Genomic DNA, 13,335 nt, shown 5'->3' with positions numbered 1-13,335 from the left:
CGGGGAGCACCCCGCCGCGCCCGTCGTGACGTGCCCGGTCGTCCGATCAGTCCGCGCTGGCCGTCTCCTGCTCACGGACGACGGCACGCGCCGCGGCCTGGCCGGTCGTGGTGCTCCTGACGATGTCGCTCAGCGTGAACCCCGCTGTGGTCCCGAGCAGCGCGTCCACCTCGCTGAACTGGCTCACGACGCTCTTGGACAGGGCACCGGCGCCGTCCGAGGACACCACGGTGAGCTTGTCGATGTTCCCCATCGGAGCGGCGAGCTCGCGGGCGATGCTCGGCAGCGTCTCGATGGCCTTGACGCGGAGGACGGCCTCGGAGTGCTGCGCGAGTGCGTCGGCCTGGGCCTTCGTCGCGTCGGCCTCGGCCTGACCCTTGGCGCGGATCGCGTCGGCGGCGGCCTCGCCCTCGGCACGGGAGGCGTCGGCCGCCAGCTTGCGGGCAGCTGCCTCGGCCTGCGCCTCGGCGGCGACGGCCTCGGCCGAGATGCGGCGGGCCTCGGCCTGGGCGCGGGCGGTCTCGATCTGTGCGGCCGCGGCGGCCTCGGCCTCGACCCGGGTCTTCCGCGCGTTCGCCTCGGCCACGGCGGAGACCTCGGACTCGAGCTCGGCACGACGGAGCTCGGCTCGCTTCTGCGCGGTGATCTGCTCCTGCTCGACGACGCCCTGGGACGCCCGGGCCTGGGCGAGCGGGCCGGCGGCAGCGGCCTCGGCGGAGGCACGGTCGGCGTCGAGCTGCAGCGCGGCACGACGGATGGCCAGGGTGTTCTCGGCCTCGGCGATCGCCTGGTCCGCGGTGGCCCGGGCCTCACGTGCCTCGCGGTCGGCCTGCGCCTCGGCGTTCTCGGCCTCGAGCCGCACGCGGGCACGCTCGGCCCGACCGAGGTCGCTGATGTAGTCGTTGCGGTCGGAGATGCCCTTGATCTCGAACGAGTCGACGTCGAGCCCCTGGCTGTGCAGGGCGTCCTTCGCAACGTCGAGCACCGCGACCGTGAGCTGGTCGCGGTTGCGGATGATCGTCGACACGTCGGTGGCACCGATCGAGGCGCGGAGCGATCCGGAGAGGACCTCCCGTGCGAAGTCGTCGATCTTCTTCTCCTGCCCGAGGAAGCGCTGCGCCGCCGCGCGGATCGACGCGTCGGCCTCGCCCACCTTGACGAGCGCCACGGCCTCGACGTCGATCGTGACGCCGCGGGAGTCCTGGGCGTTCACGTTGATGTCGATCGCCCGCGAGGACAGCGAGATCTTCGCCACCCGCTCGAAGAACGGCCGGACGAGCACACCCGCGCCGAGCACGACCTTGATGCCGGACTCCACCGTCTCGGTGCCGTCTGGGTTCTTGACCTTGCGGGACCGCTTGCCGGTGATGATGAGCGCCTCGTCCGCCCCGGCGTTGCGGTAGACGAGCTTGGCGTACACGAGCACGATGACGGCGAGGACGACGATCCCCACGATGACGAGCGGGACGGCGCCGAGCGCGAGCAGGACTTCCATGGTGATTCCCCCGAGCGGGCCCGCCACGGTCGGTCGTGACCGGGATTCCGCATCTGTTGTTCCGTTGCGCCCATCCTAGGAGTGCGGCGCGGTGCCACGGCAGCCCCGGGACGGGGGCTGTGGAGAACCCCGCCGGACACGACGGGAGGCGCGGTGCAGGTCCGGACCTGCACCGCGCCTCCCGTCCGGTGGTCGCGCCGGGTGCCTACGCGCCCTGCTGCCACCAGTCGTCGAAGGGCGTCGCGGGGACGCGACGCTTGTGCTCGGTCGCGCGGTAGCGCGTCTCGATCGCCTCGGCGACCTCGTCCGGCACGTCGTGCCCCTGCAGGTACGCGTCGATCTCCGCGTACGTGAGCCCGAGGTTGGCCTCGTCCGTCTGACCGGGCAGGTCGTCGAGCAGGTCCGCGGTGGGTGCCTTCTCGTAGAGGCGGGCCGGGGCACCGAGGTGCTCGAGCAGCTGCCGGCCCTGCGTCTTCGTGAGCCCCGTGAGCGGCGTGAGGTCCACGCCGCCGTCGCCGTACTTCGTGAAGAAGCCCGTCACGGCCTCGGCCGCGTGGTCCGTGCCCACGACGAGGAGCCCGAGCTGCCCCGCCACCGCGTACTGGGCGACCATCCGCGTCCGCGCCTTGACGTTGCCCTTGACGAAGTCGCTCAGCTCGACGCCCGACGCTGCCGTGTCCTGCACGACCCCGTCGACGCCGTGCTCGATGTTGACGACGATGCCCGGCTCGGCGGCGATGAACTGCAGGGCGAGCTGCGCGTCGTCCTCGTCCGCCTGCACCCGGTACGGCATCCGTACGGTGACGAAGCGGGCGTCGTGCCCCTCGGCCCGGAGGGACTCGGTGGCGAGCTGCACGAGGCGCCCGGCGAGCGTCGAGTCCTGGCCACCGCTGACGGCGAGGACGTAGCCCTTCGCACCGGTGGTGGTCAGGTAGTCACGGAGGAACCCGACGCGTCGGGCGACCTCCTGCTCCGGGTCGATGGTCGGCTGGACGTCGAGGTCCGCGGCGATGGCGGCTTGGAGTTCACGCACGCGACCAGTATCGCGCGCCGTCCCCACCGGCGCCCGGATTCACCGCGGGCACCCGGCTCCCGTTCACCGGGCCGACTCGTCCGGCCGGCCTCAGCCGATCGTCGGGGCGGCGTGCCGGATCGTGTTGTCGTGGTCCGCCCCGATCGCGCACGTGCAGACGACCCGCAGGGTCTCGTCGGTACGGCTCAACCGGAACCGCTCGACGTGCGGCGGTCCGATGTGACGGTCGAACGGATGGGTGTCGTGGTCGTGCACGTCGGGTCCTCCCTGATCCGGACTCCGCTGGTGAGGCGGAGGAGGGCTCCTGGGAGTCCTTGCCCGAGATTCTCCACGTGGGCCACACCGCGCCGCGATACCCCTGTCCGGGGGTCCCGCAGCGCGGCGGTCAGACCTGCTCGCCGAGGAAGTCGGCGTAGGACGGTTCGTCGTGGTCGGCGCCCGCCGAGCCCGCGGCGTCGGAGGTACCGCCGACGCGGTCGGCGATCATCTGGGCGACCTCGTCGGGGGAACGCAGGCCGTGCCGATGCCAGTCCTCTGCGAAGCGGGGCGTCACGAGAGCACCGACAGCGCGGTCGCGACGAAGGGGGAGGAAACGGGGTAACGGGTCTGGCCCGCGGAGAAGTCGAGGTGCGTGGAGCACGTGCAGCGCATGGCGGTCACGAGACAGCCTTCCGTCGGAGTGGTGCGCACTCCGGATCCGACCGGGCCGTCCCGCTGTGCCAGACCTCGCAGACCGCGAGGGCATCGTGACGACGGGACCCTGAAGGAGAACCCGGTGACTCCAGGGTAGGAGTGGGTGGATCACGCGTCCACGACGATGCGTTTACCGGCGACCGCATCCGCGTGCGCCCGTCGGCTGACCGCGCTCTCCACGGGTCCGTCGGTGCCCGACCCGAGGAGCCGCCGCGTCGGTAGCGTGGTGGCTCCGCACGACACCGAGGAGCCCCATGCCCCTGTTCGGCAACACCGCCGCCCCGTCCGACGCCACCCCGGGACCCTTCGTCCGCAAGTGGACGGACGGCTTCGGCAGCCTCGCCACCCGGTGCCTGCAGGTGATCATCGTGCTGGTCATCGCGATCGGCATCGTCTACGCCGCATCGACCCTCAGCGTCGTGACGATCCCGGTGCTCCTCGCGCTCATCATCGCGTCGGCCATGCATCCCGTGGTGTCCTGGCTGCGCCGTCACAAGGTGCCGTCCGTGCTGGCGACCCTGATCGTCCTCGTCGGGGTGCTGATCGTCCTCGGGCTCGTCGGCTGGCTCATCGTCGTCGCCGTGATCTCCCAGTGGCCTGACCTGCAGAAGTCCGCCGTCGAGGGCTTCGGCCAGCTGCAGGACTTCGTGGCGCACCTGCCGTTCGCGATCTCCGACCAGCAGGTCGACGAGGCCGTCAAGGGCGTCCAGGGCTTCCTGACCAGCTCGCAGTTCGGCTCCGGCGCACTGGCCGGGGCATCCGCCACCGCGAACTTCCTCACCGGCCTCGTGCTGATGATCGTGGTGCTCTTCTTCTTCCTCAAGGACGGCCCGGCGATCTGGGAGTTCCTGCTGCGCCCGTTCACCGGCGCCCGCTACGAGCGCGCCCGCCGGGTGGGTGACCGCGTCGTGCAGACCCTCGGCGGCTACGTCCGCGGCACCGCGAGCGTCGCCGCGGTGGACGCGGTCGGCATCGGCGTCGGTCTGGCGATCATCGGGGTCCCGCTGGCGCTCCCCCTGGCCGTCGTCGTGTTCATCACCGCCTTCATCCCGATCGTCGGTGCCACGGCCGCCGGCATCCTCGCCGCTCTCGTCGCGTTGGTCGCGAACGGGCCGGTCGCCGCACTCTTCGTCGTCGGCGTCGTGGTGCTCGTGAACCAGCTCGAGGGCAACCTGCTGCAGCCGGTCCTGATGGGCAAGACGCTCAAGCTGCACGGCCTGGTCATCCTCATCGGCCTGACCGCCGGCACCGTCCTCGCCGGCATCACCGGTGCGATCATCTCGGTCCCGCTGCTCGCGGCGGCCTGGGGTGCCGTGCAGGTGTGGGACGCGCCGGGCCAGCCGGCCCTGCCGTGGCGGCAGAAGCGTCCGGAGACCGCCGAGCGGCGGTAGTCGGTCACAGCAGACGGACGGGAGGCGCGGTGCCGGCTGGCACCGCGCCTCCCGTCCGTCTGCGGTGCGGGTCAGTCCGTGCCGGAGTCGAACGCGGCACCCTCGGACGCCGCGTCGGTCGCGCGGCCGAGCGCCTCGTCCTCGCTGGAGACGATCGCTCCGCCGAGGATCTCCTCCGCCTCGCCCGACTGCAGCTCGCCGACGAGCTCGCCCGTCGCGCCGCCGATCAGCCCGGCCGCCGCGTACTGCTCGAGGCGCGAACGCGAGTCCGCGATGTCGAGGTTCCGCATCGTGAGCTGACCGATCCGGTCGTCCGGGCCGAAGGCCGCGTCGCCGACGCGCTCCATCGAGAGCTTGTCGGGGTGGTACGACAGCGCCGGACCGGTCGTGTCGAGGATCGTGTAGTCGTCGCCGCGACGCAGGCGCAGCGTGACCTCGCCCGTGACGGCCGAGGCGACCCAGCGCTGCAGCGACTCGCGCAGCATGAGGGACTGCGGGTCGAGCCACCGGCCCTCGTACATCAGGCGACCGAGGCGTCGACCCTCGTTGTGGTACGCCGCGACGGTGTCCTCGTTGTGGATCGCGTTGAGCAGCCGCTCGTAGGCGATGTGCAGCAGCGCCATGCCCGGGGCCTCGTAGATGCCCCGGCTCTTCGCCTCGATGATGCGGTTCTCGATCTGGTCCGACGCACCGAGGCCGTGGCGACCGCCGATCGCGTTCGCCTCGTAGACGAGGGCGACGGCGTCGGCGAACTCGGTGCCGTTGATGGCGACCGGGCGACCGGCCTCGAAGCGGACGGAGACCTCCTCCGTGGCGACCTCGACGTCGTCACGCCAGGCGGCGACGCCCATGATCGGCTCGACGATGTCCAGACCGCTCGAGAGCTCCTCGAGGCTCTTCGCCTCGTGGGTCGCACCCCAGATGTTCGCATCGGTCGAGTAGGCCTTCTCGGTGGAGTCGCGGTACGGGAACCCGCGGGCGACCAGCCACTCGCTCATCTCCTTGCGACCGCCGAGCTCCTCGACGAACTCGGTGTCGAGCCACGGCTTGTAGACGCGCAGGCGGGGGTTCGCCATGAGGCCGTAGCGGTAGAACCGCTCGATGTCGTTGCCCTTGTAGGTGGAGCCGTCGCCCCAGATGTCGACGCCGTCCTCCTTCATGGCGCGGACGAGCATCGTGCCCGTCACCGCGCGGCCGAGGGGCGTGGTGTTGAAGTAGGTCTTGCCGCCGGAGCGGATGTGGAAGGCGCCGGTCTGCAGCGCGACGAGGCCCTCTTCGACCAGGGCGCTCTTGGCGTCGACGATGCGGGCGATCTCGGCGCCGTACTCCTTCGCGCGACCGGGGACGGCGTCGATGTCCGGCTCGTCGTACTGGCCGATGTCGGCCGTGTACGTGCAGGGCACCGCTCCCTTCTCGCGCATCCAGGCGACCGCGCAGGAGGTGTCGAGCCCTCCCGAGAACGCGATGCCGACTCGTTCGCCGACGGGGAGACTGCTCAGGACCTTGGACACGGGGTCAATCGTACGGGGCGCGCGGCCCGGGCTACCGTCCAGCGCGACGGTTGTGGAGAACCCGGCCCGGTTCGCTTCGAGATGGTGCCCCTGGAGGGACTCGAACCCCCAACCGTTTCCTTAGGACGGAACTGCTCTTCCGTTGAGCTACAGAGGCTGGCCCGTCCACTCTAGCGGCGGATCGCCCCGCGGTACGGCTCGAGGAACGTGCGGAGCTCCTCGACGTACAGCTCCGGCACCTCGAACGGTGCGAAGTGCCCGCCCCGGTCGAGTTCCCGGTGGTACACGAGGTTCGTCGTGCGCTCGAGCCACTCCCGCGGCGCCCGGACGATGTCGCCCGGGAACACCGAGAAGCCGGACGGCACCTCCACCCGCCGACTCAGCTGCGCGGCGGGGATCGCGGCGTTCGCGTGGTACATGCGCATCGACGAGCCGATCGTCGCCGTCGCCCAGTACTCGGTCAGCAGCGCCAGGACCTCGTCCCGCGTGTAGACCGACCAGAGGTCCCCGTCGCAGTCGCTCCACGACCGGAGCTTCTCGACGATCCACGCCGCGAGCCCGGCCGGCGAGTCCGTGAGGCCGACCGCGGCGGTCTGGGGCTTCGTGCGGTGCATCATCGCGTACGCGCCCTCCGCCGTGCGCCACTGCTCCGTCGCGCGCACGAACGAGCGCTCCGCGGGCGACAGCTCGGTCTCGTCGAGCCCCGGCCAGGCCAGACCGCCGTCGATCCGGTGCACGGCGACGACCCGGTCGGGGTGGTCGAGCGCGAGGTACCGGGCGACGTGTGTGCCGATGTCCCCGCCGGACACGACGAACCGCTCGTACCCGAGGTCGGTCATGAGCGTGGCCCACATGCCGGCGACCTCGCGGGCGTCGAGCACCCGCGGCGGCGCGTCCGAGAACCCGTACCCGGGCATGTCCGGCACGACGACGTCGAAACCGGCAGCGACGAGCACCGGCAGCACCTTCCGGTACCGCCACCCCGAGTCCGGCCAGCCGTGCGCCAGCAGCAGGGGCAGCGGGTCCTCGGTGTCGGCCCGGGCGTGGAGCACGTGCACGCCGATCCCGTCGACGACCACTCGGCGCGAGGGCAGTGCCGCCAGCGCCGCCCGGTGCGCGTCGAAGTCGAAGCCGTCGGCCCAGTACTCGACGAGCGGTCGGAGCTCGGCCACGTCGACGCCGAGCGACCACCCGGTGCCGGCGGGTGCGTCCGGCCAGCGCGTGGCACGGAGCCGGGTGCGGAGGTCCTCGATGGTGGCGTCGTCGATCACCGGCGTCTCGCTCATGCCGTGCACGCTACGCCCGCCCGTTCCTTCCCACGACGGTTGCGATGGGAGGCGGGAACGGGCGTACCTGGTGGTCCGGGACGACCGGGTACGCCCGATCCGCCCCGGTACGCCCGGAACCACCCGGCAGCAGCGCCCAGCGCCCACCGGCACCGGCACCGGCATCAGCACCAGCACCAGCACCAGCACCAGCGCGACCACGGACGGACGGGAGGCGCGTGGCGACCCCGCCACGCGCCTCCCGTCCGTCTCGGCGCGGCTGACCGCTACGCGGCCACCAGGTACTCGTCCCACTCCGACTGCGGACGCTCGATCCCGCGCACGACCCAGGACGCCCCGTGCGGTGCCTTCGGCCGGAACCGGAGGCGCCACCCCATCTCCTGCGGCGTGCGGTCGCCCTTGGTGTTGTTGCACGCCAGGCAGCAGGCGACGAGGTTCTCCCACGAGTCCTGACCGCCCCGCGACCGCGGCTGCACGTGGTCGATCGTGGTTGCGTGCCGACCGCAGTAGGCGCAGTGGTTGCCGTCACGCCGCAGGACGCCGCGGCGCGAGACGGGCACGAGCCGCGCGTGGGGGATGCGGACGTACCGGGTGAGGATGATGACGGACGGTCGGTCGAAGCTCGTCGTCGACCCAGTGACCGGGTGGTCGGCGTCGGCGGCGACGATGGCGGCCTTCTGGTTCATGACCAGCACGAGGGCCCGTCGGTCCGAGATCACCGCGAGGGGCTCGTAACCGGCGTTGAGGACGAGAGTGCGCATGGGTTCCCTTCCGACGGTGCCTGGACGGCTTCCAGGCGCTGCGGGTGCGTCGGGCCGAGCGTCGCCGACAGGGGACCGCGGTCTGCGACCACGCCCGGAACCACGAAGAGCACCACCCGGATGGGCAGTGCTCTCGTCAGACAGGGGCGTGATGGTGCACGCAGGGGGCGGTCGACCGTATGTCCACGAGCGCGCGCCGACCCGTGGTGCGGGTCGTGCGGAACGCTGACATGAGGTCTCCCGTGTTCGGGCCGGATCGGACCGGTGCGGGACCAGGCTACGTCAGGAACCGGCCCAGCACGAGGGTGTGCGGGCCGGTTTCCGGGAGTGTTCACGGGAACGACACGAGGGCCGTCCGACGTAGTGCGCGCGCTGGCGTCAGATGCCGAAGCGGACGATGTGGTAGTCGCTCGTCCAGATCGGGCGGATCGAGACGGCACCGCCGGGCTTCGGCGCGTCCATGATCATGCCGTTGCCCATGTAGAAGCCGTCGTGCGCCTCGTTGTTGAAGATGACGACGTCGCCGGGCTGCGCCTCGGACTCGGGGATCGTGGTGCCGGCCTGGTCCTGCAGCGGCACGGAGTGCGCGAGGCTGATGCCGTACTGCGCGTACACGTACATGACGTAGCCGGAGCAGTCGAAGCCGGACGGGTCGGCGCCGCCGAAGACGTACGGGGTGCCGATGTACTGCTTCGCGGTCGCGACGACCGCCGGGAGCGAGAACGGGGTGTTCGCGGCGGTGGCCGACGTGGCGATCTCGTCGGCGCTCGGGCCGCTGTACGACGAGTACTGCTTCGCGGTCTGGGCGCGCGCGGCCTGGGTGGCGGCCGCGTCCGAGGCCTGCTTCGCCGCTGCCTGCTGCGCTGCCTTCGCGGCGGCCTGCTGCGCTGCCTCGGCGTCGAGCGTCGACTGCGCGGTGGCACCGAAGCCGTCACGCGAGGTCCCGGCGAGGGCGACGGCGTCGGAGACCGAGAACTGCTGCGCCTCGGCGGCGCGGACCTGGCGCTGTGCGGTCGCGGCGTCGGTCCCGGTCTGCTGCGTCGCCGCGAAGGCCGGGGCGACGGCGACGGTGCCGAACATGCCGGCGGCCACGGTGAGCACCACCGGGGCGAGGAAGCGACGCTTGCGGGCCGCGCTGCTCGCCTTGGCGGTCTCGGCGGCGCGGGCGGCCTGCGCCGCACGGCGTCCGCCGGGCAGCGGGGCGTCGCGGACCGGGGTGACGCGGCGGACCGGCGTCGAGGCCTCGCGGGCTGCTCGTCGGGTGAGCGGCGCGGCGGTGGCGTCCGCCGTGTTCGCGCGAGTTGCGGCCGTCGAGAGGGCGGGCGTCGGGGCTGCGGGCGTCGGGGCGTCCGCGGCGGAACCGGTCTGCGTCAAGGGCGGTGTCTCCGGCGTCTCGTCCCCCGTCTCCGCCTGGGTGGGGCGGAGGGGTGGACCCCATCCGTTCGTCATCGTCTCCGATCCAGGCAGGAGACGGGTCGAGACGTCCTGCCACGGGTCCTGGGCCTCTGTGGGCGGCCCGGGGACTCGACGAGTGTACGTGGGGGCCGTTACCTTGTCGAGACGAAACGGCCGTCCGGTAACGGAACGATCACGAAGCCCTGGTCAGGAGCGGGTCGCCGACACCAGCATGAGCCCATTCTCAGGCTCGGGCAGCCCCGGCTCGCCTCAGGAACGCTCGATGTAGACGTGCTGGGCGACCTCGGTCGGCAGCTCGATGCCGGCGTCCTCGCCCTCGACCCGGACCGCCACGTACGCCCCGGCACGCTGCACGCTCGCGACGCGACCGGGCATGACGCCCGCGATGCGCAGCTGGTGCAGCAGCTCGGGTTCGAACTGCACGGGCTCCCCGAGACGCCGCACGACGCCGGTCGCCACCGCGTCGGTGCCGTCCGTCGCCGCGACGATGTTCTGCACGCCGTCGAGGAAGTGTCCGGCGGTGGGACCGCCGATCTCGGCGAGCCCGGGGATCGGGTTGCCGTAGGGGGACTCGGTCGGGTTGCCGAGCATCTCGAGCAGGCGGACCTCGACCTGCTCGCTCATCACGTGCTCCCACCGGCAGGCCTCGTCGTGCACGAACGCCCAGTCCAGCCCGATCACGTCGGCGAGCAGGCGTTCGGCCAGACGGTGCTTCCGCATCACGTGGGTCGCGCGGGAGCGTCCCTCGCCGGTGAGCTCCAGGTGCCGGTCGCCGGAGACGACGACCAGGCCGTCGCGCTCCATGCGGGCGATGGTCTGCGAGACCGTCGGACCGGAGTGCCCCAGCCGCTCGGAGATGCGCGCGCGCAGCGGGACGATCCCCTCTTCCTCGAGGTCGAGGATCGTCCGCAGGTACATCTCCGTGGTGTCGACGAGATCGGTCACGCGTGTCGCCTCTCATGTCCGGGACCAGCCCAGTCCACCCTACTTGAGCAGGACGACGAGGCGGCACCGCCGGCACGCTGGACGGACGGGAGGCACGGCGCACCTCCACCCCGTCCGGCCGGTCCAGGGACGGGAGCGCTGGGATACCACTGGCTAGGATCGGCGCATGGCAGACATCGTCATCCCCGCTGAACTCCTCCCCACCGACGGACGCTTCGGCTGCGGCCCGTCCAAGATCCGTGGCGCACAGCTCGAGTCCCTCGTGACCCGCGGGGCGACGATCCTCGGCACGTCCCACCGCCAGAAGCCCGTCAAGGACCTGGTCGGCAGCGTCCGCCGCGGCCTGGCCGACCTCTTCCAGCTGCCGGACGGCTACGAGGTCGTCCTCGGCAACGGCGGCTCCACCGCGTTCTGGGACGCCGCCGCCTTCGGGCTCGTCGAGCGCCGTGCCGAGAACCTGTCCTTCGGCGAGTTCGGCTCCAAGTTCGCCAAGGCCGTGCAGACCCCGTGGCTCGAGGCGCCGCACGTCGTCGAGGCACCCGGCGGCTCCCTCGCCGCACTCGAACCGGTCGAGGGCGTCGACGTCTACGCGTACCCGCACAACGAGACCTCGACCGGCGTCATGGCCCCGGTCGTCCGGGCCGAGGGCGACGCGGGCGCACTGACCGTCGTCGACGCCACGAGCGCCGCCGGCGGTGCGGCGTTCGACGTCTCCGCGACGGACGTCTACTACTTCGCCCCGCAGAAGAACTTCGCGTCGGACGGCGGTCTCTGGCTCGCGCTGTTCTCCCCCGCCGCGCTCGAGCGCGTGGAGCGGATCGCCGCGAGCGACCGGTACGTGCCGGAGTTCCTGTCGCTCAAGAACGCCGTCGACAACTCCCGGCTCGACCAGACGCTCAACACCCCCGCGCTCGCGACCCTGCTGCTGCTCGACGACCAGGTCGGCTGGATCAACGAGTCCGGCGGCCTGGCATGGGCGGACACCCGGACGCGGACGTCGTCCTCCACCCTGTACGACTGGGCCGAGGCCTCCGACTACGCGACGCCGTTCGTGACGGACCCCGCAGCCCGGTCGCAGGTCGTCGCGACCATCGACCTCGACGACTCGATCGACGCCAAGGCCGTGGCCGCGACGCTCCGCGCGAACGGGATCGTCGACACCGAGCCGTACCGGAAGCTCGGCCGCAACCAGCTCCGGGTCGCGACCTTCACGGCGATCGACCCGGACGACGTCGCGAAGCTCGTCCGGGCGATCGACCACGTCGTCGACGCGCTGCGCGGCTGACGCACCAGCACGACGGACGGGAGGCGCGGTGCCGGCTGGCACCGCGCCTCCCGTCCGTCGTCCGTCAGGTCCGACCGGGTGACCCGCGGTCAGGCGCCGTGGCGCTCCGGGTCCGTCTCCCCCGGGTCGAGCCGGTCGACCTCGAGGTCCTCGTCGGGGTCGGTCGGACGGACGCGGGACGCCCGGCGGCGGGCGCCGCGGGAGCGTGTCGGCACGGCCTCCTCGTCGGCGGTGTCGGCGTCGTCCTGCTCGGCGGCGTCCTGCTCGGCGGCAGCGTCCACGTCGACCCCGTCGAGCTCGTCGTCGTCCGATTCCCCGAGGTCGTCCTCGTCGTCGTCGAAGTCGTCGTCGTCGTCGGCGTCGTCGTCGTCGTCGTCGTCGGAGGCGTCGTCGTCCGCCTCGTCGTCGTCCGGGTCCTCGTAGTCGGCTTCCTCGTCGAGGTCGTCGTCGTCGCCCTCGTCGTCCGACTCGTCGTCGTCGCCCTCGTCGCCCTGTCCGGCGCGGTACTCCGCCATCCGGTCGGCCCAGGGCACCCACTCCGGCGCGACGAGCGACCCGTCGCCCGGCATGAGCTCGACCTCGAGCACGGTGGGCTCGTCGCCCTCGACCTGCGCGACCGAGACCGTCCAGCGCCAGCCGGGGTACCCGGGCATGCGGTTCGCGAAGAGGACGGAGACGACCCCGTCGCCCTCGTCGACCGTGCCGACCTGCTGACCGACCGTCGACTCGGGCGTGACCTCGAGCAGCGCCGTGCGCGCGAGCTCCGTGACGTCCTCCATCAGGCGTCCAGCTGGTCTGCGACGTGGCGCAGGATCGCGGCGAGACGCTCGCCGTTCTTCGGGTAGTGACCGCGGCGGAGGTCCCCGCTGATCCGGTCGAGCTCCTTCACGAGGTCCTCGACGATCACCGCCATGTCGTCCGCCGAGCGCCGGGAGCGCTTCGACAGCGACGGCTGGGCCTCGAGCAGCCGCACGGTGAGCGCCTGCGAGCCCTTCTTGCCCTGCACGACGCCGTACTCCAGGCGCGTGCCGGCCTTGACCGAGGTGGTTCCGTCCGGCAGCGAGGACGCGTGCAGGAACACGGGTTCGCCGTCGTCGCCGGTGATGAACCCGAAGCCCTTCTGCTCGTCGTAGAACTTGACCTTGCCGGTGGGCATGCGTGGTCTCCTCGTGGTCGTGGAACGGCCGTGGTGCGTCGGATATCCTGGGCCGATGGCCAAGCCGACCCGATCCACCGGGACCCCCCGCGAAGCAGCGGAGCCCTCGATGACGTTCAATCGTACCGAACGCGTCCTCGGGTTCATGATCGGTGGGATCTTCGTCGCCGGGATCCTCTGCATCATCGCCATGGTCGTGATGTGGTTGACGGTGCCGAGCGCCAACGGCTCGATGCCCTGGCCGGTCATCATGGCGATCCCGCTGATCGGTCTGCCGATCGGGATGGTGCTCGTGATCGTCCTGCTCGGCATCACGTGGTCGAAGCGCGCCCGCGAGAACCGGTCGGCACGCTGATCCCCCGC

At 71.8% G+C, this 13,335-nt stretch carries 13 protein-coding genes and 1 tRNA gene; 3 read left to right on the top strand and 11 right to left on the bottom strand.

The window, feature by feature from the left end:
* Positions 1-46 precede the first annotated feature (46 nt).
* The 3 genes from Cus16_RS14345 to Cus16_RS16755 form a co-directional block, all read right to left on the bottom strand.
* A complete protein-coding gene (locus Cus16_RS14345) occupies positions 47-1,495 on the bottom strand; it encodes a flotillin family protein (protein WP_069713334.1) in 1,449 nt (482 codons plus the stop codon).
* A gap of 205 nt (positions 1,496-1,700) precedes the next feature.
* A complete protein-coding gene (gene nadE / locus Cus16_RS14340) occupies positions 1,701-2,528 on the bottom strand; it encodes an ammonia-dependent NAD(+) synthetase (protein WP_069713333.1) in 828 nt (275 codons plus the stop codon).
* Between the two features lie 385 nt (positions 2,529-2,913).
* Positions 2,914-3,081 (bottom strand): hypothetical protein, encoded by a 168-nt coding sequence (locus Cus16_RS16755; protein WP_189319610.1) that lies wholly within the window; start codon positions 3,079-3,081, stop codon positions 2,914-2,916.
* Between the two features lie 394 nt (positions 3,082-3,475).
* On the opposite strand from Cus16_RS16755, the gene Cus16_RS14335 reads away from it, so the two are divergent.
* A complete protein-coding gene (locus tag Cus16_RS14335; protein WP_069713332.1) occupies positions 3,476-4,612 on the top strand; it encodes an AI-2E family transporter in 1,137 nt (378 codons plus the stop codon).
* 71 nt (positions 4,613-4,683) lie between these two features.
* Here the strand turns inward: Cus16_RS14335 and argG are convergent, their stop codons facing one another.
* The 6 genes from argG to Cus16_RS14305 all read right to left on the bottom strand — a co-directional run bounded on the left by argG (position 4,684) and on the right by Cus16_RS14305 (position 10,531).
* Positions 4,684-6,123: an argininosuccinate synthase gene (gene argG, locus Cus16_RS14330; protein ID WP_069713331.1), complete on the bottom strand. Its 1,440-nt coding sequence runs from the start codon at positions 6,121-6,123 to the stop codon at positions 4,684-4,686.
* 82 nt (positions 6,124-6,205) lie between these two features.
* Positions 6,206-6,280: transfer RNA gene (locus Cus16_RS14325), tRNA-Arg, on the bottom strand.
* Positions 6,281-6,293: 13 nt separating this feature from the next.
* Positions 6,294-7,409 (bottom strand): epoxide hydrolase family protein, encoded by a 1,116-nt coding sequence (locus tag Cus16_RS14320; protein WP_069713330.1) that lies wholly within the window; start codon positions 7,407-7,409, stop codon positions 6,294-6,296.
* 266 nt (positions 7,410-7,675) lie between these two features.
* A complete protein-coding gene (locus tag Cus16_RS14315) occupies positions 7,676-8,170 on the bottom strand; it encodes an HNH endonuclease (protein WP_069713329.1) in 495 nt (164 codons plus the stop codon).
* 378 nt (positions 8,171-8,548) lie between these two features.
* Positions 8,549-9,544, bottom strand: coding sequence for a C40 family peptidase (locus Cus16_RS17080; RefSeq protein WP_069713328.1), 996 nt, complete (start codon positions 9,542-9,544; stop codon positions 8,549-8,551).
* Between the two features lie 291 nt (positions 9,545-9,835).
* Entirely contained in the window at positions 9,836-10,531 is a 696-nt protein-coding gene (locus Cus16_RS14305) for a metal-dependent transcriptional regulator (protein ID WP_069713327.1), read from the bottom strand.
* Between the two features lie 166 nt (positions 10,532-10,697).
* On the opposite strand from Cus16_RS14305, the gene serC reads away from it, so the two are divergent.
* Positions 10,698-11,816, top strand: a complete 1,119-nt coding sequence (gene serC / locus Cus16_RS14300; RefSeq protein WP_069713326.1) for a phosphoserine transaminase — start codon at positions 10,698-10,700, stop codon at positions 11,814-11,816.
* A gap of 89 nt (positions 11,817-11,905) precedes the next feature.
* Here the strand turns inward: serC and Cus16_RS14295 are convergent, their stop codons facing one another.
* A complete protein-coding gene (locus Cus16_RS14295) occupies positions 11,906-12,595 on the bottom strand; it encodes a DUF3027 domain-containing protein (protein WP_069713325.1) in 690 nt (229 codons plus the stop codon).
* A complete protein-coding gene (locus Cus16_RS14290; protein ID WP_069713324.1) occupies positions 12,595-12,972 on the bottom strand; it encodes a cold-shock protein in 378 nt (125 codons plus the stop codon). Before Cus16_RS14290 ends, Cus16_RS14295 begins: the two co-directional genes overlap by 1 nt.
* A 55-nt stretch (positions 12,973-13,027) precedes the next feature.
* Between Cus16_RS14290 and Cus16_RS14285 the strand changes: the two genes are divergently transcribed.
* Positions 13,028-13,327 carry a hypothetical protein gene (locus tag Cus16_RS14285; RefSeq protein ID WP_141719005.1) on the top strand — a complete coding sequence of 100 codons (300 nt, stop codon included), beginning with the start codon at positions 13,028-13,030 and terminating at the stop codon, positions 13,325-13,327.
* Positions 13,328-13,335 lie beyond the last annotated feature (8 nt).

Origin of the sequence: Curtobacterium sp. ER1/6 (assembly GCF_001742745.1) — a bacterium.
GTDB classification, from domain to species: Bacteria; Actinomycetota; Actinomycetes; order Actinomycetales; family Microbacteriaceae; genus Curtobacterium; species Curtobacterium citri.
Note: the sequence above shows the minus strand (reverse complement) of the source record. Positions and strands in the feature narration are given on the sequence as shown.

Coding starts and splice junctions, on each gene's coding strand:
- Cus16_RS14345 (WP_069713334.1), bottom strand. CDS start 1,495: ATGGAAGTCCTGCTCGCGCTCGGCGCCGTCCCGCTCGTCATCGTGGGG.
- Cus16_RS14335 (WP_069713332.1), top strand. CDS start 3,476: ATGCCCCTGTTCGGCAACACCGCCGCCCCGTCCGACGCCACCCCGGGA.
- Cus16_RS14320 (WP_069713330.1), bottom strand. CDS start 7,409: ATGAGCGAGACGCCGGTGATCGACGACGCCACCATCGAGGACCTCCGC.
- Cus16_RS14315 (WP_069713329.1), bottom strand. CDS start 8,170: ATGCGCACTCTCGTCCTCAACGCCGGTTACGAGCCCCTCGCGGTGATC.
- serC (WP_069713326.1), top strand. CDS start 10,698: ATGGCAGACATCGTCATCCCCGCTGAACTCCTCCCCACCGACGGACGC.
- Cus16_RS14295 (WP_069713325.1), bottom strand. CDS start 12,595: ATGGAGGACGTCACGGAGCTCGCGCGCACGGCGCTGCTCGAGGTCACG.
- Cus16_RS14290 (WP_069713324.1), bottom strand. CDS start 12,972: ATGCCCACCGGCAAGGTCAAGTTCTACGACGAGCAGAAGGGCTTCGGG.
- Cus16_RS14285 (WP_141719005.1), top strand. CDS start 13,028: ATGGCCAAGCCGACCCGATCCACCGGGACCCCCCGCGAAGCAGCGGAG.